Source organism: Cypionkella sp. TWP1-2-1b2 (assembly GCF_049896245.1).
GTDB lineage: Bacteria > Pseudomonadota > Alphaproteobacteria > Rhodobacterales > Rhodobacteraceae > Cypionkella.
On sequence record NZ_JAFCTX010000027.1, the window covers coordinates 19,133 to 39,943 of the forward strand.

The 20,811-nt window shown below is 59.6% G+C and carries 17 protein-coding genes; 8 read left to right on the plus strand and 9 right to left on the minus strand.

All coding sequences use genetic code 11. The features are described 5' to 3' along the window. The first annotated feature begins 148 nt into the window (after positions 1-148). A complete protein-coding gene (locus ACP7AP_RS16610; RefSeq protein ID WP_054005407.1) occupies positions 149-355 on the plus strand; it encodes a cold-shock protein in 207 nt (68 codons plus the stop codon). 235 nt (positions 356-590) lie between these two features. On the opposite strand, the gene ACP7AP_RS16615 is transcribed toward ACP7AP_RS16610, so the two are convergent. The 6 genes from ACP7AP_RS16615 to ACP7AP_RS16640 form a co-directional block, all read right to left on the minus strand. Further along, the gene (locus ACP7AP_RS16615; protein ID WP_426035777.1) at positions 591-1,181 is read right to left on the minus strand and encodes an FMN-dependent NADH-azoreductase; all 591 of its coding nucleotides are present in this window, start codon (positions 1,179-1,181) and stop codon (positions 591-593) included. A 297-nt stretch (positions 1,182-1,478) separates the two neighbouring features. Next, positions 1,479-2,561 carry an alkene reductase gene (locus tag ACP7AP_RS16620; protein WP_426035779.1) on the minus strand — a complete coding sequence of 361 codons (1,083 nt, stop codon included), beginning with the start codon at positions 2,559-2,561 and terminating at the stop codon, positions 1,479-1,481. 226 nt (positions 2,562-2,787) lie between these two features. Continuing rightward, entirely contained in the window at positions 2,788-4,644 is a 1,857-nt protein-coding gene (gene uvrC, locus ACP7AP_RS16625) for an excinuclease ABC subunit UvrC (RefSeq protein ID WP_426035781.1), read from the minus strand. Positions 4,645-4,954: 310 nt separating this feature from the next. Beyond that, a complete protein-coding gene (locus ACP7AP_RS16630) occupies positions 4,955-5,731 on the minus strand; it encodes an SDR family oxidoreductase (protein ID WP_426035783.1) in 777 nt (258 codons plus the stop codon). Next, positions 5,728-5,919, minus strand: coding sequence for a hypothetical protein (locus ACP7AP_RS16635; protein WP_426035785.1), 192 nt, complete (start codon positions 5,917-5,919; stop codon positions 5,728-5,730). The genes ACP7AP_RS16630 and ACP7AP_RS16635 overlap by 4 nt, the downstream gene beginning before the upstream one ends. A gap of 1 nt (position 5,920) precedes the next feature. Then, the gene (locus ACP7AP_RS16640) at positions 5,921-6,709 is read right to left on the minus strand and encodes a S49 family peptidase (RefSeq protein WP_426035787.1); all 789 of its coding nucleotides are present in this window, start codon (positions 6,707-6,709) and stop codon (positions 5,921-5,923) included. A 131-nt stretch (positions 6,710-6,840) separates the two neighbouring features. On the opposite strand from ACP7AP_RS16640, the gene ACP7AP_RS16645 reads away from it, so the two are divergent. From ACP7AP_RS16645 to ACP7AP_RS16675, 7 genes are all read left to right on the plus strand, one after another. Then, positions 6,841-7,731 carry a LysR family transcriptional regulator gene (locus ACP7AP_RS16645; RefSeq protein ID WP_426035850.1) on the plus strand — a complete coding sequence of 297 codons (891 nt, stop codon included), beginning with the start codon at positions 6,841-6,843 and terminating at the stop codon, positions 7,729-7,731. Positions 7,732-7,817: 86 nt separating this feature from the next. Further along, positions 7,818-8,285 carry a formate dehydrogenase subunit gamma gene (locus tag ACP7AP_RS16650; RefSeq protein WP_426035789.1) on the plus strand — a complete coding sequence of 156 codons (468 nt, stop codon included), beginning with the start codon at positions 7,818-7,820 and terminating at the stop codon, positions 8,283-8,285. Further along, on the plus strand, positions 8,282-9,808 hold the full coding sequence (locus ACP7AP_RS16655; protein WP_426035791.1) for a formate dehydrogenase beta subunit: 1,527 nt from the start codon (positions 8,282-8,284) through the stop codon (positions 9,806-9,808). Before ACP7AP_RS16650 ends, ACP7AP_RS16655 begins: the two co-directional genes overlap by 4 nt. Next, positions 9,805-12,696 carry a formate dehydrogenase subunit alpha gene (fdhF, locus tag ACP7AP_RS16660; protein WP_426035793.1) on the plus strand — a complete coding sequence of 964 codons (2,892 nt, stop codon included), beginning with the start codon at positions 9,805-9,807 and terminating at the stop codon, positions 12,694-12,696. Before ACP7AP_RS16655 ends, fdhF begins: the two co-directional genes overlap by 4 nt. Beyond that, positions 12,693-13,502 carry a formate dehydrogenase accessory sulfurtransferase FdhD gene (fdhD, locus tag ACP7AP_RS16665; protein WP_426035794.1) on the plus strand — a complete coding sequence of 270 codons (810 nt, stop codon included), beginning with the start codon at positions 12,693-12,695 and terminating at the stop codon, positions 13,500-13,502. The genes fdhF and fdhD overlap by 4 nt, the downstream gene beginning before the upstream one ends. Then, a complete protein-coding gene (locus ACP7AP_RS16670) occupies positions 13,492-13,740 on the plus strand; it encodes a formate dehydrogenase subunit delta (protein ID WP_426035796.1) in 249 nt (82 codons plus the stop codon). The genes fdhD and ACP7AP_RS16670 overlap by 11 nt, the downstream gene beginning before the upstream one ends. Positions 13,741-13,896: 156 nt before the next feature. Beyond that, positions 13,897-14,628 carry a peptidoglycan-binding protein gene (locus tag ACP7AP_RS16675; RefSeq protein ID WP_426035798.1) on the plus strand — a complete coding sequence of 244 codons (732 nt, stop codon included), beginning with the start codon at positions 13,897-13,899 and terminating at the stop codon, positions 14,626-14,628. Positions 14,629-14,635: 7 nt separating this feature from the next. Here ACP7AP_RS16675 and ACP7AP_RS16680 read toward each other — a convergent pair whose 3' ends face one another. The 3 genes from ACP7AP_RS16680 to ACP7AP_RS16690 are packed head-to-tail and all read right to left on the minus strand — an operon-like array spanning position 14,636 to position 20,811. Further along, a complete protein-coding gene (locus ACP7AP_RS16680; protein WP_426035800.1) occupies positions 14,636-15,310 on the minus strand; it encodes a 4'-phosphopantetheinyl transferase family protein in 675 nt (224 codons plus the stop codon). Continuing rightward, complete coding sequence (locus tag ACP7AP_RS16685; protein ID WP_426035802.1) at positions 15,303-19,793, minus strand: MupA/Atu3671 family FMN-dependent luciferase-like monooxygenase; 4,491 nt, start codon at positions 19,791-19,793, stop codon at positions 15,303-15,305. The genes ACP7AP_RS16680 and ACP7AP_RS16685 overlap by 8 nt, the downstream gene beginning before the upstream one ends. A gap of 10 nt (positions 19,794-19,803) precedes the next feature. After that, a complete protein-coding gene (locus tag ACP7AP_RS16690; RefSeq protein ID WP_426035804.1) occupies positions 19,804-20,811 on the minus strand; it encodes a glycosyltransferase in 1,008 nt (335 codons plus the stop codon).

The window sequence follows — 20,811 nt, forward strand, 5'->3', positions numbered from 1 at the left end:
GTTTTCCCGCCGAAATTGGCGCATGTAGGCAGAGCGAAACGCTATCTATCGAACATCTGTCTCCTCTCTAGGCCTCAGTTCTCGATTGCTACGACTGAGCCACGTCATCGCATTCCGCGGATGGCACACCAAAACTAGGAGACACACGATGGCCAACGGCACCGTGAAATGGTTTAACGCAACCAAAGGCTTCGGCTTTATCGCACCAGCAAACGGCAACAAAGACGTGTTCGTGCACATTTCCGCAATGGAACGCGCTGGCATCCGTCAGCTGAACGACGGTCAAGCAGTGACCTTCGACATCGAAGCTGGCCGTGATGGCCGCGAGTCGGCGATCAACCTCGCTTTGGCATAAGCCAACCGGGCGGGTCACACCGCCCATCGAGATTTGAGACGGGGGGAGCGCAAGCTGCCCCCGTTTTGCTTTGCAGCACCCGCGCAACACGTGGGCACTTACCCCCAAAACAAAGGCCCCACGCAACCGCAGGGCCTTTCCTTCAAATTTGATTAAAATTTGCTTTCAGACTGGCGCAAATACTCCACGGGAGGTCCGGAGGGTGTGAAACCCTCCGGGGCCCGCCCAGCAAAGCTTAGGCCGCCAAAGCATCCACTTCCGCTTCGCCCTTGGCAATCGCAGCTTCCGGCCCGTAAGCCATCGCATCCGCCGCTGCAAACTGCACATCGGTGATGCCAAAGAAGCCCAGCATGTGGCGGACATAACCCGAAGCGAAATCAATCTCCGAGCCAAACTTGGTGCCATCCGAGGTGAACGCCACAATCGCGCGTTTGCCGGTCAGCAGGCCAACCGGACCGGCTTCGGTATAGTTAAAGGTCTCGCCTTTGCGGGCCAACTGATCAATCCACGACTTCAGCTGCGCTGGCACGCCAAAATTATAGACCGGCAGCGCAATCACCAGCAGGTCAGCGGCTTTGACTTCGGCCAGCAGCGCATCGGCATAAGCCGCAGTCACTTTCTGATCGTCATTGCGCGCGTCCGCCGGGGTGAACACAGCGCCGAGCCAAGCGCCGTCAATCGCAGGCACGCCGGCCGACAGATCGCGGGTCACAACATTTGCGCCCGGATTGGCAGCCAGTACACGCTCCATGATGCGGTCGGTCAGACGGCGCGACACAGCGCCAGCAGGTTTGATCGAGGATTCAACGCGCAGAATATTGGTCATTTTCAGGGTCCAGTTCAGGAGGAGGAGGAATTCTATGCACCCTAGATGCGCCTTTTCCCCTCTCTGCGCAATTAGAGGAATCGCACCCCCGCTGCGCATCTGCGCACATAAAATCACGGAACGGACACATCAGGGAATCCGCTATTCTCAGCCTATTCCTTAATACTTCCTGAACGCCTCCATGTAAGCCGTTGATTTCACTCAGCTCCAAAATGGTCCCGAGTTGGGACCGCAAGTGCCGCCAAAGCAAAAAGGCCGCGCAACCCGCGCGGCCCCTCTGCAAACTCAAGGCAAAGATCACCCCAAAGCCGGATAATCCGTGTAGCCCTTTTCCCCCGGCGTGTAGAACGTGGCAAAGTCCGGCGCGTTCAACTCCGCCCCGGCCTTGTAGCGCGCCACCAGATCAGGGTTGGCAAGGTATGCCCGGCCAAACCCAACCAGATCCGCAGCACCACTGTCCACCGCCGCCTGCCCGGAGACCGCATCAAGACTACCACCGATAATAAACGTCCGGGGCCAAGCCGCCCGCAACTTGGCGCGGAACTCCGCCGGGATCGCCGGATTGCCCATCGCGGCATGATCGACCAGATGCACATAGACCAGCCCGATCTTGTCCAGCGCCGCCATCAGCCCCAGATAAGTCTCATCCACCTCAGCATAAGCCGCCATCCCCGAAGCCGTGCCATAGGGCGAGATGCGGATGCCAACCTTGTCGCCGCCGATCGCCGCCACAACCTCCTGTGCAACCTCCAGCAAGAACCGCGACCGCTTGGCAACCGAACCGCCCCAGCCATCTGTCCGCTTGTTGGTATCGGGCGAGATGAACTGCTCCAGCAAATACCCATTCGCCGAGTGCAACTCAACGCCATCAAATCCCGCAGCAATGGCGTTTTTCGCCGCCGTCACGAACTCCGCCTTGGCCTGCTGAATATCTGCCTCGGTCATTTCCTGCGGCACCGGATAATCCTGCATCCCCTCGGCATCGGTATACATCTGGCCGGCCAAAGCGATCGCCGAAGGCGCCACGATCTTCGACCCGGCAGGCATGTTTCCCGGATGGCTGACCCGCCCGGTGTGCATGATCTGGGCGAAGATCACCGCCCCTTTGGCATGGGCCGCCGCCGTTACCGGCTTCCAAGCCGCCACCTGCGCCTCGCTCCACAGCCCCGGCGTGCGGGCATAGCCACGCCCGTTCGGGCTGGGCGCGGTGCCTTCGGTGACGATCAGCCCAGCCGTGCCGCGCTGGCCGTAATAGGTGGCCATAATCGGCGTCGGCACCGCATCCGCATCGGCGCGCGAGCGGGTCATCGGGTTCATCACAACCCGGTTTTGTAGTTTATGCGAGCCCATCTGGGTCGAGTCAAAAATCGAAGCAGTCATCGTTTTGCGTCCTTTGACAGAAATCTGAACCCGCAAGTTTAGCCACTTTCCCCGCAGAAACCACGCCTGTTTGCGCCCTAACCCCTGTGCAGAAATGCACGCCTGCGCCCCTTGAAACCGGGTGAGGCGGCAACGGTCTGCATCTGTGAAACCCTTAAGATTTCCTTATAAGAAAATGTCATGGCCTTGATAAACATATCAATAAAAATCTGTCCACGCGTGGACACTACCCACGCGCGCTGAAAAAGTCGCTGATCACCTTAGCCATCGCCTCGGATACCCCTGGCACCGCCATCAAATCCGGCACCCCCGCCCTCGACACCGCCTTGGCCGAGCCAAAATGCGCCAGCAATGCCCGTTTTCGAACCGCACCCACTCCCGGAATATCATCCAGCGGCGTGATTGAAACCTGCTTGGCCCGCTTCGCCCGATGCGCCCCATTCGCCCAGCGATGCGCCTCGTCCCGCAGCCTTTGAATGAAGTACAGCACCGGATCATTGCGCTGCAACGCCATCACTGGCATCCCCGTGCGGTAAAACTCCTCCTTGCCCGCATCGCGATCAATTCCCTTCGCAACCCCCACCATCGCGATATCATCGACGCCCAGCTCCGCCAAAATCCCCGCCACAGCCGAGACCTGCCCCGCCCCGCCATCAATCAGCAGCAAGTCCGGCCAAGATCCCGAGGTCCGCTCCGGGTCTTCCTTCAACAGCCGCTCAAACCGCCGCGTCATCACCTCGCGCATCATGCCGAAATCGTCTGAATTCTTCCCCGCCGCCGACTTGATATCAAACTTCCGATACTGCGATTTCAGGAAGCCCTCAGCCCCCGCCACGATCATGCCGCCAACAGCGTCCGAACCCTGAATATGCGCGTTATCATAGACCTCAATCCGCGTCGGCGGCGCATCCAGATCAAACGCCTCGGCCAGCCCCGCCAACAGCTTGTTCTGCGTCGAGCTTTCCGACATCTTCCGCGCCAGACTTTCCCGCGCGTTCCTCACCGCGTTTTCCACCAGTTCCGCCTTCTCCCCGCGCTGCGGCACCGCAAGCTCAACCTTGCGGCCTGCCCTCTCCGCCAGCAGGTTGCTGACCAAATCTTCATTCTCCACCGGATGCGACAGCAAGATCAGCCGGGGCGGCTCTTTATCGTCATAGAACTGCGCCACGAAAGCTTCCAAAATCTCGGCCTCCTCCGCCCCCGCTCCAGTGCGTGGATAGAAGTCGCGGTTGCCCCAAGATTGATTGGCGCGGATGAAGAACACCTGCACGCAGGCCTGTCCGCCCTCCAGATGCAGCGCGATCACATCAGCCTCTGCCACCCCCGCCGGGTTGATGCCCTGCGATTGCTGCACTTGGGTCAGCGCCTTGATCCGGTCCCGCAAAGCCGCCGCGCGCTCAAACTCCATCGCGTCCGAGGCGATGTTCATCTCGGCGGCCAAGTTCGATTGCACCGTGGTTGTCTTCCCCTGCAAAAACCGCTCGGCATCGGCCACCAGAACGGCATAGGCTGGCCGGTCAATCCGCCCGGTGCAGGGGGCAGAGCAGCGTTTGATCTGAAATTGCAGGCAAGGCCGGGTGCGGCTGTCAAACATCGAATCCGAGCAGTTGCGCAGCAGGAACACCTTTTGCAGCTGATTTAGAGTGCGATTCACCGCCCCCGCCGAGGCGAAGGGCCCAAAATAGCTACCCTTTTCGCTGCGCTTGCCCCGGTGTTTCTTCAACTGGGGGAAGGGATGCTCTGTGCTGATCAGAATGTTCGGAAATGATTTATCGTCGCGCAGCAGCACATTATAGCGCGGCTTAAGCTGCTTGATCAGGTTCTGCTCCAGCAGCAGCGCCTCGGTTTCCGTCCGCGTGGTCAGGAACATCATCGAGACGGTCTCGGAAATCATCCGCGCGATACGGCCCGAATGACCCGAAGGGCGGGCATAGTTCGACACCCGCGCGCGCAGATTGCGGGCTTTGCCGACATAAAGCACCTCAGACGCCGCGTTCAACATGCGGTAAACACCGGGGCTACCATCCAGCGTTTTCAGGTAATCCTGAATCAGATCGTGCCCGGTTAGACTGACTTCACTCATGCAGAAACATCGTCCTCGGATTCGTTGATTCTTAACGCTGCCTGCAATGATAGTCGGGCTGGGACAAGAGGAAAGCTATCCCCGCTTTCTGTGGATAACATTGCGGAGAAGATTTCAGAACCGCCAAATTTCCCTTGTTTTTGGCCCCATTCGCCGGATTGCCTATTTTTTAGGCGAAATAATAAGCTACTGATAACAATGGAAAGATTTCTTAACATCTGGCAAATCCCTGATAAGTCAGGACTTTTTGTAACGCATCTGTGAAGCAATTACGAAAAGTGGACAACTTTTGCGAGAGGCCAAATTTCGCCTAGTCGAAATCCAGCACATCGGGGGTTTTCCAACCCAAATGCTGACCACCATCGACGGAGATCATTTGCCCTGTCACGGCGGGGGAATCGAGAAAAAAACCTAACGCTGCGGTGATATCGGCAGTATTTGCGCCGCGTTTCAGGATTGTGGCACCGCGTTGGGTCACAAAGCTTTCGTCGCTTTGGCGCGCACCTTGCAGCGTCGGCCCCGGCCCGATGCCATTCACCCGCACCCGTGGGGCAAGGCCTTGCGCCGTGGTGCGGGTCAGCGCCCAGAGGCCCATTTTCGCAAGTGTATAGGATATGAATTCGGGCGTCAGTTTGTGTACGCGCTGGTCGATCATGTTCAGCACCAAGCCATCGGCAATCGGTTCGCCGTGGTCGTCCAGCTTCGGCGCGGGCACCTGTGCGGCAAACGCCTGTGTCAGCACGAAAGGCGCACGAAGGTTGCTTTCCATGTGGCGATCCCAGCTTTTGCGGGTCACCGTGGCGACAGTGTCATATTCAAAGATCGAGGCATTGTTGATCAGCACGGTCAGCGGACCGCCAAGCCCCTGCACAGCCATCGGCACCAGCTTTTCGACTTGGGTTTCAATCAGCAGATCGGCGCGCAGAGCGACGGCTTTGCGGCCCATTGCGGTGATCTCTTTCACCACCGCCTCGGCCTCTTTGCGGGAACTGGCGTAATGCACCGCCACATCATAGCCACGTCGGGCCAGATACAGCGCCATCTCGCGGCCCAGCCGCTTGCCCGCCCCCGTCACCAGTGCCCTCATCGTCCACCCTTTTTGCAATCGCAGCCCTTAGAGCCAATTACATAGCGCCCGCAGCGTTTGCAGGTAGCCGGATTGGCCAATCCAAGTCGTTTTTTCACCGAATGGCCAATCCGACCGGGGAATAAGGCGTTGCCGACCATGCCAATGGCCAGCATCACCAGCAAAAAAACAAGTACGGCTTTGATCATGTTATAACCCGTAGCGCGCCCAAAGCGCGCGATCTTCCACCAAGGCCAGCGCATCTTCGGCCATATTCACGCCAAAGCGGCTGAGCAGCCCACGCTTTTGCCCCAGCGGCACCAGCTTTACCTTGTCGCCATAAAGCGATTTCAGTTTCGGCACCAGATGTGCCACGCCATCGGTCAGGCCGAGTTCAACGGAAGCTTGGCCAACCCAGATATCGGCGTTGAACAGATCGGCATCGGCCAAACGATTGCCGCGCCGGGCTTTGACATGGGCGATGAAGGCCTCATGGATCGGCGCTTGCAGGGCTTTCAGCCGCTCAACGTCTTCGGGCTTTTGCGGCAGGAACGGATCGGCAAGGCTTTTCTGTTTGCCCATGGCGACGATGCGCCGCTCAACCCCCTGTCTCGCCATCAGTTCGGGGAAGCCAAAGCTGGCGAAGATGACGCCGATGGAGCCGACGATGGAACTGGGATCGACCCAGATCTGATCCGCCGCACAGGCCAACCAATAGCCGCCCGACGCCGCCACATCCTCGACAAAGGCATGAACGGGTACGGATTTCTCCTCCGCCAACCGCCGCACCCGCGCCGCGATCAGGCTGGATTGCACTGGCGATCCGCCCGGCGAATTCACCACCAGCGCCACCGCCGCTGGCTTCATCCGAAACGCCTTCTCGATGATCGCCGCCAGCCCCGCGTCGTTCAGCGCATTGCGGCCAGAGCCAATCGTGCCCGCCAGCCGGATCACCGGCACCACAGGGGATTTCTTCACAAAGGGGATAAATTTCATCATCCCGCAAAGCTAAGGCTTCGCTTCCTCAAGCACAACTCTTGGCATTCCACATTGGCTTAAATATCCCCGCCGGAGGCTCCTTGATCTCCACATCTCTTGCGCATCAAACCATTCCCCGCCACCCTAGACCGATGATCGACAAGCTGGAAATGTTCATCGCCCTCGCCAACGAGCGTCACTTTGGCCGCGCGGCAGAGGTATGCCGGGTAACGCAGCCCAGCCTATCCTCAGCCATCCGCCAGCTAGAGGATCAGTTGGGCGTGCAACTGGTGTTTCGCGGATCGCGCTTTCAGGGTCTGACCCCGGAAGGCCAGCGCGTGCTGGATTGGGCGCGACGGATTGTCGGCGATATGCGGGCACTGAAGGACGAGATGCGTTCGGTGCATTCCGGCCTGTCGGGCAATCTACGGATTGGTGTGATCCCCACGGCCCTGCCGATGGTGGCCGATCTGACAGCACCGTTCACCGCACGCCATCCGAATATGCGTGTCACCTTGCTGTCGCGCACTTCGGTGGAAATTCTGGCGGGTATTGAAAGCCTGGAGTTGGACGCGGGCCTGACCTATCTCGACAACGAACCCTTGGGCCGGGTGGCGCAGACGCCGCTTTATACCGAGTTCTACCGCTATCTCTGCGCGCCAAATTCTCCACTGGCGGATCGGGCACAAGTGACGTGGAGCGAATTGGTTCACGAGCCCCTGTGTCTTCTGACCGCCGATATGCAGAACCGCCGCATCGTCAACCAACATTTGGCCGAGGTTGGCGTGCGGGTGGCACCAACGGTGGAGTCTAATTCCAGCATCGCTTTGGTGGCGCATGTGAAATCGGGGCTTTGGGCCTCGGTGGTACCGATGAAGCTGGCCGAGATGTTCATCGGTCAGGGGCTTTTGGCGATTCCGATTGTTGAACCCGAAGCCGAGCATCTGGTCGGACTGATCACCGCCAAGCGCGATCCGCAAACCCCTGTTCTGCAGGCGCTAATGGATGAAGCGGCAAAGCTGGCGGTGCGCTTGCGTCGATAGACATCTCCTATTGAACAACGGTATATCCATATTGATTTCCATATCAAACGGCGTATCACAGTACAAAGTTACCAAAGGGCCGCCACATGCTTGATTCCGTCGATGTCACTGCTCGGGTTGGGGAAATCCTCAGCGCTCACAAAGGGATGGAAGGGTCGCTGCTACCGATCCTGCACGCCATTCAGGCCGAATTTGGCTATGTGCCGCAAGTGGCTTTGCCGATCATCGCGCAAGACCTGAACCTGTCGAAGGCCGAAGTGCATGGCGTGATGACGTTTTATCACGATTTCCGCGAGTATCCGGCGGGCGATCATGTGCTGAAACTCTGCCGCGCGGAATCTTGTCAGTCGATGGGTGCCGAAAGTGTGGCTGCTCATGCGCAAAAGGCGTTGGGGATTGAGTGGCACGAGACCACCAAAGATGGTCGTTTCACGCTAAAGCCGATTTTCTGCCTCGGCCTCTGCGCCTGTGGCCCCGCCGCGATGATCAACGGCAAGTTGGTGGGCCGGGTCGATGAAGCCCGGATTGACGCGATCATCGGGGGTTTGAAATGAGGATTTACCTCCCCCTCGACAGCGCCGCCGTTGCCCTTGGTGCGGATGAGCTCGCTGAATCCCTGATGTTTCAGGCCAAAGCGCGCGGCATTGCGCTGACGCTGGTGCGCAACGGCTCGCGTGGGATGGTCTGGCTGGAGCCGATGGCCGAAGTGGTTACCGACGCAGGTCGGATGGCGTTTGGTCCGTTGACGCTCGCCGATGTGCCCGCGTTGTTTGATGATCTGACAGCACATCCGAAGGCGCTTGGCCTGACGGAAGATCTGCCATGGCTCAAAGCACAAACCCGCCTAACCTTCGCCCGCGTTGGCGTGATCGACCCGCTGTCACTGGACGACTACAAGGCGCATGGTGGGCTGGCGGGCCTGACGCTGGCGCTTGGCATGGATAAGGCCGCGATTGTCGCCGAAGTCACCAACTCGGGCCTGCGTGGCCGGGGTGGTGCGGGCTTCCCGACCGGGATCAAGTGGAAAACCGTGTCCGAGGCAGTAGCCGACCGCAAATACATCGTCTGCAACGCCGATGAGGGCGACAGCGCCACCTTCGCCGACCGGATGCTGATGGAAGGCGATCCCTTCACGCTGATCGAAGGAATGATCATTGCGGGTCTTGCAACCGGGGCCACCAAGGGATTTGTGTATATCCGTTCGGAATACCCGATTGCGATTGAGGTTATGCAGAAAGCGGTGAAAATCGCCAGATCTGCCGGGGTACTGGGCGCGTCGGTTTTGGGCTTGGGTCCTGCGTTTGATATCGAAATCCGCGTCGGGGCCGGAGCCTATGTTTGCGGCGAGGAAACCTCGCTGCTGAACAGCCTTGAAGGCAAGCGCGGCGTGGTGCGCGCCAAACCGCCACTGCCCGCGTTGCAAGGCTTCATGGCGAAACCGACTGTAGTGAACAACGTGATTTCGCTGGCCTCCGTGCCGGTGATTTTCGAGAAGGGTGCCGAGTTTTACAAGAATTTCGGCCTTGGCCGTTCGCGCGGCACCATCCCGTTGCAGATCGCCGGAAACGTCAAACACGGCGGTCTGTATGAGATCGCTTTCGGCCTGACACTAGGTGAAATCGTTGACAAAATTGCTGGCGGTAGTGCTTCAGGCCGCCCAGTGAAAGCGGTGCAAGTTGGTGGCCCTTTGGGTGCCTATTTCCCGCGCGCGCTGTTCGATACGCCGTTTGGTTACGAGGAGTTCGCGAGTAAGGATGGCTTGATCGGCCATGCCGGTCTGACGGTGTTTGACGACTCAGCCGACATGCTGAAACAGGCCCGCTTCGCGATGGAATTCTGCGCGATTGAATCTTGCGGCAAATGCACCCCCTGCCGGATTGGCGCTGTGCGCGGCGTTGAAACCGTGGATCGGATTGCCAAAGGCGACGCCGCCGCGATCCCGCTGCTGACTGACCTGTGCAACACGATGAAGTCCGGTTCACTTTGCGCTTTGGGTGGCTTCACACCCTATCCGGTTTTGTCCGCGCTAACCCATTTCCCCGATGATTTCTCCGCCATGAAGGAAGCCGCCGAATGAAAGACTTCATCATCCCGGACCGCGATTTCGGCACCCCTGCCGCCAAAAGCAAACAAATGGTCACATTGACCATCGACGGCTTTGACATCACCGTGCCAGAAGGCACTTCGATCATGCGCGCCGCCGCAGAAATTGGCATTTCGGTGCCAAAACTTTGCGCCACCGACAGTATCGACGCTTTCGGTTCCTGCCGGTTGTGCTTGGTGGAAATCGAAGGCCGCAACGGCACGCCTGCTTCCTGCACCACCCCGGTTGCTCCCGGCCTGAAAGTTCACACTCAGAACGCCAAACTGAAGCAGTTGCGCCGTGGCGTTATGGAGCTTTATATCTCGGACCACCCGCTTGATTGTTTGACATGCAGCGCCAATGGCGATTGCGAGTTGCAGGATATGGCGGGTGCCGTGGGCTTGCGCGACGTGCGCTATGAGGCGATTGATACGCATTTCAAGGTGAAAGACACCTCGGGCATCGCCAATACGCACTACATCCCACGTGACGATTCCAACCCATATTTTAGCTACGATCCGCAGAAATGCATCGTCTGCTCGCGCTGTGTGCGGGCTTGCGAGGAAGTGCAAGGCACCTTCGCTTTGACCATCGAGGGCCGGGGTTTCGATAGCCGCGTGTCGTTTGGCGCTAAAACTGACACAGCTTTGTCGTCGGATTGCGTCTCTTGCGGCGCTTGCGTTCAGGCCTGCCCGACCGCGACCTTGCAAGAAAAGTCGATCATCGAGATCGGCACGCCGGAACGCTCTGTCATCACCACATGCGCCTATTGCGGCGTAGGCTGCTCGTTCAAAGCCGAAATGCGCGGCGATGAATTGGTCCGCATGGTGCCCTACAAGCACGGCAAGGCCAACCGGGGCCACTCTTGCGTTAAGGGCCGCTTCGCTTATGGGTACGCGTCGCATAAGGACCGCATCCTGAACCCGATGATCCGCGACAGCATCAACGACCCGTGGCAGGAAGTGTCTTGGGATGAGGCGATGGACTTCACCGCGAACCGGATGAAGGGCATTATTGAGAAGCATGGGCGGCACTCGGTGGGGGTGATTACGTCCTCGCGCTGCACAAATGAAGAAGCTTATCTTGTGCAGAAACTGACCCGCGCCGTGTTTATGAACAATAATACGGATACCTGCGCCCGCGTCTGTCATTCGCCGACTGGCTACGGCTTGGGACAAACCTTGGGAACCTCGGCCGGGACGCAAGACTTTGACTCGGTTGAAGAAACCGATGTTGTGATGATCATCGGCGCCAACCCGGTCGCGGCCCACCCGGTCTTTGCCAGCCGTTTGAAAAAGCGTCTGCGCCAAGGGGCAAAGCTGATTGTGATTGATCCGCGACGGACTGAGATGGTGGAGGCGCCCCATGTCAAAGCCGAGCATCACCTTGCCCTGACACCCGGCACCAACGTCGCCATCGTCACCGCTTTGGCGCATGTGATCGTCACCGAAGGGCTGTTCGACGCCCAATTTATCCAAGATCGCTGCGATTGGGACGAGTTTCAGGACTACGCCGAATTCGTCAGTCAGCCACAAAACTCACCGGAATCGGTGGCTTTGCTGACAGGTGTTCCTGCGGCAGAAGTGCGCGCAGCGGCGCGGCTGTTTGCCAAAGGTGGCAATGGCTCAATCTACTACGGCTTGGGCGTGACAGAGCACAGCCAAGGCTCTACCACCGTGATCGGCATTGCCAACCTTGCGATGATGACCGGGAATATTGGCCGTCCGGGCGTGGGCGTGAACCCACTACGCGGGCAGAACAACGTGCAAGGCTCCTGCGATATGGGGTCGTTCCCGCATGAATTGCCCGGCTATCGCCATGTCAAAGGCGAGGGCGTGCGCGATATTTTTGAGAAGGCATGGGGCGTCAAGATTGATGATGAACCGGGCCTGCGCATCCCGAACATGCTGGATGCGGCGGTTGAGGGCACCTTCAAGGGCCTCTATTGCCAAGGCGAAGACATCCTGCAATCCGACCCCGACACCAAACATGTCGCCGCCGGCCTGGCTGCGATGGAATGCGTGATCGTGCATGATCTGTTTCTGAATGAGACCGCCAATTACGCGCATGTGTTCCTGCCCGGTTCGACCTTCCTAGAGAAGGACGGCACCTTCACCAACGCCGAACGCCGCATCAACATGGTGCGCAAGGTGATGGCACCGCGCAATGGTTATGGCGACTGGGAGATCACCCAGATGCTCGCCAATGCGATGCTGAAAGATACCGGGGGGGCGCAGTGGACCTACACCCATCCCACGCAAATCATGGACGAAATCGCCATGACGACGCCGTCTTTCGCGGGTGTGAACTACGAAAAGCTTGAGGTCATGGGCTCAATCCAATGGCCGTGCAACGACGCTGCCCCCCAAGGCACGCCGCTGATGCATGTGGATGCTTTCGTGCGCGGCAAGGGTAAGTTCATCAACACTGAATATGTCGCGACCGATGAGAAGACCGGGCCGCGCTTCCCGCTATTGCTGACCACGGGCCGCATCCTCAGCCAGTACAACGTTGGCGCGCAAACCCGCCGCACCGGTAACGTCGCTTGGCATGCCGAAGATGTGTTAGAAATCCACCCGCATGATGCCGAAGTGCGTGGCGTCAAGGATGGCGATTTCGTCCGGTTGGCATCCCGTTCCGGCGACACCACCCTGCGCGCGACGATCACCGACAAGGTCAATCCGGGCGTGGTCTACACCACCTTCCACCACCCCGACACCCAAGCCAACGTGATCACCACCGACTTCTCGGATTGGGCCACCAACTGCCCCGAATACAAGGTTACGGCTGTGCAAGTCTCGCCCAGCAACGGCCCATCTGAATGGCAAGAGGAATACAACGCTCAGGCCGCGATGTCGCGTCGTATCGCAGCGGCTGAATGATGCAAACCCACCGCCCTTTGCCGCGACTGACCTTCGGGTTAGGCGCGGGTTTCGGGCAGGCGTCGGCCAGAGAACTGCCGGAGGAAATCGCGGTGGCTTTGTCGTTCAACGGCTCGACCCAAGCCGTGATGATGGCCTCGCCTGCCGATCTGGAAGACTTTGCTTACGGCTTTGCAATGACAGAAGGCATTGCGGAACCTGAAGAAATTCAAAGTATTGAGGTGGTTGAAACTCCGCTTGGCCTTGATGTGCAAATCTGGTTGGAACCGCAAGCCGAGGCCCGCCTGACCAAGCGCCGCCGCACCATGGCGGGGCCAGTGGGCTGTGGTCTATGTGGCATCGACAGTTTGGAGGAAGCCACACGGGTGATGCAGCCTGTGCCCACCAGCATGTTCCGCATGGCCGCTTCCGAAATCATGGCCGCCGTCGCAAGCCTGCCTGCCGCCCAACCGCTGCACGATCTCACCCGCGCAGTCCACGCCGCTGGCTATTACAGCGGCAAGCTGCTGGCCGCCCGCGAAGATGTTGGCCGCCACAACGCGCTGGATAAACTCTGCGGTCATTTGATCCGCACCGCGCACCCTGCCGGAGCCGTCGTGCTGACCAGCCGGGTTTCCATCGACATGGTGCAGAAGGTTGCCGCCCTCGGCGCGCCAATCCTTATCGCCGTGTCCGCCCCAACCGCCCATGCCGTCCGCCTTGCTGACCTCGCTGGCATCACCCTGATCGCCCTCGCCCGCCCGGATCGGTTTGAGGCCTACACCCACACCGACCGCATTTCGCAGGAGACCGCCCATGTCGCTTAACGACACCCACGCAGGCCCGCACGCCAAGCTGATCTATATGGCGAACCAGATCGCCAAGTTCATGGAATCAAAACCGCATGATGAGGGACTGACTCTACTTGCCTCGCATATCAATGACTTCTGGGAACCCCGGATGCGCCGCCATCTGTTTGAAGTGCTGGATGCAGGCGGCGCAGGCCTGCGGCCATTGGTGCTGGAGGCGAAAGCTGCAATCAAACGCCCGGTTCTCGCGGCCTGACCTAAGCTTTTAGGAAAAACTACTTTCCGATCAAGGCCTCACGCGGCAAAACGAGTGCTTGAGCCGTTACGATGTTTATCCTACGCTTATTGAAAGCTATCCGAGTCTCACCGGGTCGGCCATTTTGATCGGATTTTATTATATCGGAGACGTTTCATGCGAAATGTCATTGTGCGATCGGGCTCGTCTGGGCAATCCGTCCGGGATTTGCAAATGGCGCTGAACAATCGGCTGAATCCTTCGCCCAATCTGATCATCAATGGCCTTTTTACTCCGCAAACCGAACGCGCCGTGCTGGCGTTTCAACGTTCTAACTGGCTGGAGATGGACGGCATCGCCGGGCCCTGCACGCTGGATGCGCTTTATGGAACCGAGTCCGCGCCGATCATCCTGCACAACGTGCCCTATCTCAGTCAACCGACGCCAACGACCTGTTGGGCAGCGGCAACGGCGATGTTGACGCGGCTGTCGATCCAAGCCGTCCGCATGACCACACCGCAACGCCTGCTGACTGCCGACGGTTCGCTGATCAATGAAAGTGAGCGTGGCCAAAGGCTTGAGGTGCATCAGACCTTCGCGCAACTGCATCGGCTGCGCTATCAGCCGCCGCAAAGCTGGCCCGTCGCGGCACTGATCGGGTTGTTGCGAAATGGCCCGATCATGCTGGAATTCCTGCATAATCCCGGCTCTTTTCAGCGCGGCACCGGCTCGTCGGGGCATTATGTGGTGATCGTCGGGGCGCGCGGTTCGCACAGCGCCGATGGCACCACCACCACGCTGCGAATTTATGATCCCGATGACAGCGACAGTGAGGGGATTTATTCGGTGGTCTACGGCTCGATGCTGCGCCGCGTGCCGCTGGCGACGTTTGGAATGTTTACCCAGTAGGCACAGCCTAAGTAGGTACAGCGTAAGTAGGTACAGCGTAAGAAGGTACAGCGCAAAATGCTGCGAAGAAGTGGGAATTTTCTGCGCAGCGTCCTTGGATTTGAAAGCCTTTTTCAATCGGTGAGATGGCTGTGCAGAGTTCCGCGGTGAAACTTTGATCTTGCCAGATAATTCGTAAAGTTTGGAAATCGAAAATCTGCCGTGTGATCAGGTATTGCGCCTTATACGTCGCCTCTTTCGCCACAAAAATCCGCAGTGCCTGCAAGCCTTGATGTGGTTGGGGAAGGTCGTTGATTTGTTTGTGTTCCTCTGGCCGAAGCACGGTCGACCAGAGTTCAGCCGGCAGCGGGTGCAAGGGTTCTATATCCAAACCCAGCCCCACATAGTCGCGGGTCAATCCCATCACCGCCAGACAGGCCCCGGCGCAATGGCTGATGCTGCCTGTCGCAGCTTCTGGCCAGATCGGCGCGCGATCCAGAGCCATCGGAATCGCCACAGGGGCAAGGCCCAAATCGCGCAGAGCCTGCCGCGCGGCACTGCGCCCGGCGCCGAATTCTGCCAATCGCGCGGGCACTGCGCCGGGCAAATCTTCTTCCGGCCACAAAGCCATAGGTGCTGTGGCCTCAGCCAGCGTCACGCCGCGTGGTAAAATCGTGCGCAGCCGTGCGGTAATGTCAGACATTCACCTGCCCACGCATCGCCCGCCGCCGCGCCATCGCATCGGCCCGCGCATCGGCACGGTCAGACACCACCGTAGGGGCGGCTTTCGGGCGATCATCCAGATGCGCCGCTAAGGCCTGCAAAACCGGGAATCGGAAGATATCGGTGATCGAAAGTTTCGCTGCCCCCAAGCTCTCCCTGATTTCGCGATGCACCTGAACCGCCAGCAGAGAATGCCCGCCCAAAGCGAAGAAATTGTCCTTCGAGCCGACTTTCGCCACCCCCAAAACCCGCGCCCAAATTGCCGCGATCTGAGCTTCAATATCCGAGGTGGGCGCAACAAAGCTTTGCGATTCCAGCGGCTTGGCGCTTGGAGCAGGCAGTGCCTTACGATCCACCTTACGGTTGGGCGTCAGCGGAAAGCCATCAAGGCTGACGAAATGCGCGGGCATCATATGCTCGGGCAAAAGCCCGACCAATTCTGCCCGCAGTGCCACTTCCGTCGCCGCGCCAACAATATAGGCCACCAACCGCAGATCGCCCGGCGTATCCTCACGCGCCATCACCACGGCTTGCCGCACCCCCGGCTGCGCTTCCAGCACAGATTCAATCTCGCCCAGTTCAATCCGGTAGCCGCGCAGCTTGACCTGATGATCGGCGCGGCCCAGAAAATCGACCTTACCATCTGCCCGCCAGCGCACCAGATCACCGGTGCGATACATCCGCGCGCCCCAAGCACAGGCGCGATCTAGCGAAACAAAACAATCGTTCACAAATCGCTCTGCGGTCAAATCCGGTCGCTGCCAATAGCCGCGAGTCACGCCATCGCCGCCAATCCACAACTCCCCGGCAACACCGGGGGCGACCGGAGTCATCGCCTCATCCAGCACGTAAATTTGCTGATTTGCCAAAGGCTTGCCAATATTGCACACCCCATCAACTTCGTCCACGTCCTCCACCGAGGACCAGATCGTTGTCTCGGTCGGCCCATACATGTTCAACATCCGCGCCGAAGTCGCACGGCGCAAATCGGCAACCAGCGCGCCCGGCAAAGCCTCGCCGCCCAGCATAACCGTCTTCACCCCCGACAAGGCCATTCGTGACTCATCGTTCATCGTGATCATCCGCGCCATCGACGGCGTGCATTGCAAATGCGTCACGCCATGTCGCAAAATCTGCGCCGCGATCGAGAAATCATCCTCGGCCACGACGCCGCCTGCATTGGCGCGCTTGACCACTTCGGCCAGCGGATAAAGCCCCTCCATCACCTTTTCCGGCGTGATGCCAAAGTCGATCAGGCAGGCCACTTCACCGACACCGATCCGCTTCAACTGCTCCACCCGTGCCAGTGCGTCGTCAACCGTGCCGAACAGCCCAGAATCCTCAAAATAGCGCTGGAAGGCGAAGTCGAGGATCGCCTCGGTTTCCTCTGCACTCAAGCTTTGCAGATCAATCTGCATCGGGTTCGACACCCCCTGCGGTTTTTTGAACGCCGGGAAGGCCCAGGCGTATTGCTTGATCAAAGCCGCAGCCGAGCGCAGATAGTCCTTCATCGGCCCGCGTGATACTTCCCGCGCATGATCGCGGTCGCGCGTGATATAGCTGTGCAACATCAGGGTCACGGTATGGTTAGCCGGATCATGCCCAGCTTCGCGAAGCGCTTGATGATAAAGTTTAATCTTGCCCGCAACCTCATCAATCGACTGGCCCAACAGATGTGTCAACACGTTGGCCCCAATCGCCCCAGCCTCGCGCCAAGTCTCAGGGTTGCCCGCCGTCGTCACCCACAGCGGCAACTCTTTCGACACCGGGCGCGGCTGGCTGATCAGTTCAAACGTACCGCCCTCTGCCGTTGGAAAGCCAACCTTTTCGCCGCGCCACAGGCGGCGCACCTGATCGGCGGCGGCAAACATCGCCGCCTTGTTGTTGGGCGGGGTATTCTCAGGCCGCAGCACGAAATCATCCGGGTGCCAGCCCGAAGCCACCGCCACCCCGGCGCGGCCATTGGTCAGATTGTCGATCACCGCCCATTCCTCGGCAATCCGCGCCGGGTGGTGTAGCGGCATCACGCAAGACCCCGCCCGCACGCCGATGGTCTTCGTCACCGCCGCCACCGCAGCGCCCGTCACCGAGGGGTTCGGATAGGGGCCGCCAAAGGCATGAAAATGCCGCTCGGGCGTCCAGACCGCGCAAAAGCCGTGGGTATCGGCGAATTTCGCGCCCTCCAGCAGCAGTTCGTATTTCTTCGGGCCCGCACCATCGTCGTTGCCCCAGTAATACAGCGAGAACTCCATCTTCTGCGCCGAGGTAATCGCCCCTCCTGAAACCAAGCTGCGGTTTTCATCGCTGGTCAGCACCACTTTGAAGCCGCGCGCCAATGTCCAGAACAGCTCCAGCACCGAAATATCAAAGGATAGCGAGGTCACCGCCAGCCAAACCCCGGCCTCGGGACCAATGCGCTGATCCATCCCGGTGAAGAAATTCGCGACGTTGCGATGTTCCACCATCACGCCCTTTGGCCGCCCGGTAGAGCCAGATGTATATATCATATAGGCGAGATCAGCCGAGGTGACACCAGATATGGGGTTGGCATCGCTGGCCTGATTGGGGCGTGCGTCGGTATCCAGACACAGAACTTGCGCGTGATGGCCCGGCAATCCTACGGCAATAGAACTTTGCGTCACGATCACCGGGCAGGCGGAATCTTCTATATACAAAGCGATGCGGTCCGCCGGATAGGCCGGGTCCATCGGCACATAGGCCCCGCCCGCTTTCTGGATCGCCAAAGCGCCAACCATCAGATCAAGACTGCGATGCGCGCAAAGCCCCACCAGCGTGCCGGGCAGAACACCCATACCGATCAGCACATGCGCCACCCGATTGGCGCGGGCGTTAAGTGCCGCATAGGTCAGGCTTTGATCATTGCAGATCAAAGCCACCGCGTCCGGGCTGCGCAGCACTTGGAGCTCAAAGGCCTGATGTACGCAAAGGCTTGAATCGTATGAAGTTTTGGTTTGGTTCCAGCCGTGCAGCACCTGATCCCGCTCGGCATCCGTCAGAGTTGAAATGCTGGACAGGGGTGCATCGGCGGCGGCTTTTGCCAAAGCCGCGACCAGATGAGTGATGCGCGCGCCGTAGGCTTGCGCCTCGGTCAAGGGCAGGCGCGTGGCGTCAAAATGCAGGGCGCTCGGAGTCAGCGTGACGGTGGTTCCCTTGATCGGGCCAGCCTCTGCCACGCCAACTTGCGGACATTGCAGGCCAGCAAGCCCCGTGTCACGCGTCATCAGATCCAGCGCGAAACCCGGTTTCGGCGCCAAATCCAAACTCTTCCGCGACTGCGCCACGCCGCCACCAGCCGCAACCCGCAAAGGTCGCCAACCCGAGGTATAGCCCGCCACCCCCTGCGTCGCCTGCGCCAGATCGACCACCGCCGCGCCAGAAGCCAGTCCAGCGGCCAGCGCAAGATCGACCAGCCCGCCCGAAAGCGGTAGCGTTTGCCAATCTGCCGCCGCCGTGCTCGCATGACCTAGCGCGGCAGGCTGCATCGATTTCAAGGCTTTGCGCAAGCCAGGCTCCGCCAAAGCCAAGCTTTGCCCCAGCGCGGTCAGCCCCTCGACCCCAGCCAACAGCACCGCATCCGTCACTGTCGCGGCTGAAACCGCCAACCCTTTTTCCTGACAAGTTAACCGGAGCAACCGCACCGCACCCACTCCACAGGCCACCAGCAGCCCGGTCTCATCAGCGTGCAAAACCTGTCCCGGCGCGCCCACGCCCTCGGCGATTTCTGCGGCACCCACGTTCAGCACCCGATCCGCACAGGCAATTTTCGCCGTGGTCAGCGGGTTCCAATAGCGCCCGTGATCCAAGGCCCGCACCAAGCGCACCACCGCCTCGGCCGGCTGCCAGAAATCAATACGCCCCATCGCTGCCGGGCGATCATGGCGCAAAAACAGCCGACGCTGGCTTAAATCCTGCGGCTTGCACTGCAAATTGCCGCTCTCCATCTGTGCCAAAACGCTGGGGAAACTCTCCATTGCTGCTTCAAAACACCGGGTGTTCAAGGTCAGCGCGGTGTCCTGCGGCGCGATCTCAAAGCTGCGGCTTTCCAGCATGTCGCCTTCATCGACGCCACCTTCGATCAGGTGCCATGAAATCCCATGTTGAGCCTCGCCGTTCAAAATCGCCCAGACCGGCGCGTTCAGACCGGCATAGGGCGGCAAAGGTCCGTCGTGAAAGTTCACGGCCCCCTGCGCCAAGGCCAAAACCTCTGGCTCGATCACCGACAAGTTGGCCACCGACAGCAGCCAATCGACGCGCTCGCCCAAACGCGCCGCCAGATCACGCCCATAGGCCTCTACCCGCAGCCCCCGGCTTTCGGCCCACTGCCGCACATCCGCGTTGCGCGTCACCACGGCAGTCAGCTTATGGCCACCCGCCAACAGCATTTCACCGCACTGGCGGGTCAGGGTTTCATTGCCGATCAGATAGGCGGAAAACTGGGTCATCTTGGCGTCCTTACCCCTCGGTCGTCCGGGGTGATTTGGCTACAGCGGCAGGTTTGCCGAAAACGGGACTGACCGCCGCGCGCATGGCATGCAGCGTCAGATCTGTCAGATACAGTGGTGGATCGCCGCGGTCTTTGCGCTGGATCAGCAGCCGCGCGCGCCACAGGATACCGCCCGCAAGCAGCGCCAGTGTGGCGGCGTATGCATAGCCAACGCCATGGTTTTTCACAAAATAATGCAAACGGCTGTCCAGCCAGAACCCCGGTATGCGCTGCCATTCCCGCATCCCCGTCGAGGCTGATCCGATATGCATCACCCGGCTTTCCACCACATAATCCGTCGGCCAACCCGCCAAAGCCGCCCTGCGACACAGATCGGTTTCCTCAAAATACAGGAAGAACCGCTCATCAAACAGGCCGATCTGTTCCAGCACCGCCATCCGCATCATCAGGCTTGCCCCCGCCAACCAATCCACCCGACAGGTGGCTTGCGGGATTGGCTGCGCGACAATCCAGCGGTTGAGCGCGCGGCTGACCGGGCCAAACCTGATCTGCGCCTCAAACTCCGATGCAATCGAGGGGAAACGGAACGCCGTGCGGTGCGGCGCACCATCGTCGCCATAAATGAAACTGCCCGCAAATCCAGTTGCTGGATGGGCCTGCAAATGCGTCAGCAAGGCCCGGATTGCATCGCGGTCGGGAAAGGCATCCGAATTCAGGATATAGATAAATTCCGGCGCAGAACCGTCTGGCATCCCCGCCCGAATCCCAAAATTATTGCCCGCGCCAAAGCCGCCATTATGCCCCGATTGCAGCACCCGCACACTCTGCGCACCAGTGTCCCAGCCGCGTTTTTGCACCGCAGTTGTCATCATCTCAAACGATCCATCGCCGGAATCGTTGTCCACAATCACCAGAGCCCCTGCGATCCCGTCCAATGCCAGCAATGCCGATTCCGCCGCCCGCAGCGTCATTTCGGCCGAGCGCCAGTTCAGCAAAACCGTAAGCAAGCCCGCCAT

What these genes read in the sequence shown, in the direction of transcription:
- ACP7AP_RS16685 (WP_426035802.1), bottom strand. Translation starts at nt 19,793, where the DNA reads ATGACCCAGTTTTCCGCCTATCTGATCGGCAATGAAACCCTGACCCGC.
- ACP7AP_RS16620 (WP_426035779.1), bottom strand. Translation starts at nt 2,561, where the DNA reads ATGACTGCTTCGATTTTTGACTCGACCCAGATGGGCTCGCATAAACTA.
- ACP7AP_RS16630 (WP_426035783.1), bottom strand. Translation starts at nt 5,731, where the DNA reads ATGAGGGCACTGGTGACGGGGGCGGGCAAGCGGCTGGGCCGCGAGATG.
- ACP7AP_RS16670 (WP_426035796.1), top strand. Translation starts at nt 13,492, where the DNA reads ATGTCGCTTAACGACACCCACGCAGGCCCGCACGCCAAGCTGATCTAT.
- ACP7AP_RS16690 (WP_426035804.1), bottom strand. Translation starts at nt 20,811, where the DNA reads ATGGCGGGCTTGCTTACGGTTTTGCTGAACTGGCGCTCGGCCGAAATG.
- ACP7AP_RS16640 (WP_426035787.1), bottom strand. Translation starts at nt 6,709, where the DNA reads ATGATGAAATTTATCCCCTTTGTGAAGAAATCCCCTGTGGTGCCGGTG.
- fdhD (WP_426035794.1), top strand. Translation starts at nt 12,693, where the DNA reads ATGATGCAAACCCACCGCCCTTTGCCGCGACTGACCTTCGGGTTAGGC.
- fdhF (WP_426035793.1), top strand. Translation starts at nt 9,805, where the DNA reads ATGAAAGACTTCATCATCCCGGACCGCGATTTCGGCACCCCTGCCGCC.
- ACP7AP_RS16680 (WP_426035800.1), bottom strand. Translation starts at nt 15,310, where the DNA reads ATGTCTGACATTACCGCACGGCTGCGCACGATTTTACCACGCGGCGTG.
- ACP7AP_RS16650 (WP_426035789.1), top strand. Translation starts at nt 7,818, where the DNA reads ATGCTTGATTCCGTCGATGTCACTGCTCGGGTTGGGGAAATCCTCAGC.
- ACP7AP_RS16645 (WP_426035850.1), top strand. Translation starts at nt 6,841, where the DNA reads ATGATCGACAAGCTGGAAATGTTCATCGCCCTCGCCAACGAGCGTCAC.
- ACP7AP_RS16675 (WP_426035798.1), top strand. Translation starts at nt 13,897, where the DNA reads ATGCGAAATGTCATTGTGCGATCGGGCTCGTCTGGGCAATCCGTCCGG.
- uvrC (WP_426035781.1), bottom strand. Translation starts at nt 4,644, where the DNA reads ATGAGTGAAGTCAGTCTAACCGGGCACGATCTGATTCAGGATTACCTG.
- ACP7AP_RS16610 (WP_054005407.1), top strand. Translation starts at nt 149, where the DNA reads ATGGCCAACGGCACCGTGAAATGGTTTAACGCAACCAAAGGCTTCGGC.
- ACP7AP_RS16655 (WP_426035791.1), top strand. Translation starts at nt 8,282, where the DNA reads ATGAGGATTTACCTCCCCCTCGACAGCGCCGCCGTTGCCCTTGGTGCG.
- ACP7AP_RS16635 (WP_426035785.1), bottom strand. Translation starts at nt 5,919, where the DNA reads ATGATCAAAGCCGTACTTGTTTTTTTGCTGGTGATGCTGGCCATTGGC.
- ACP7AP_RS16615 (WP_426035777.1), bottom strand. Translation starts at nt 1,181, where the DNA reads ATGACCAATATTCTGCGCGTTGAATCCTCGATCAAACCTGCTGGCGCT.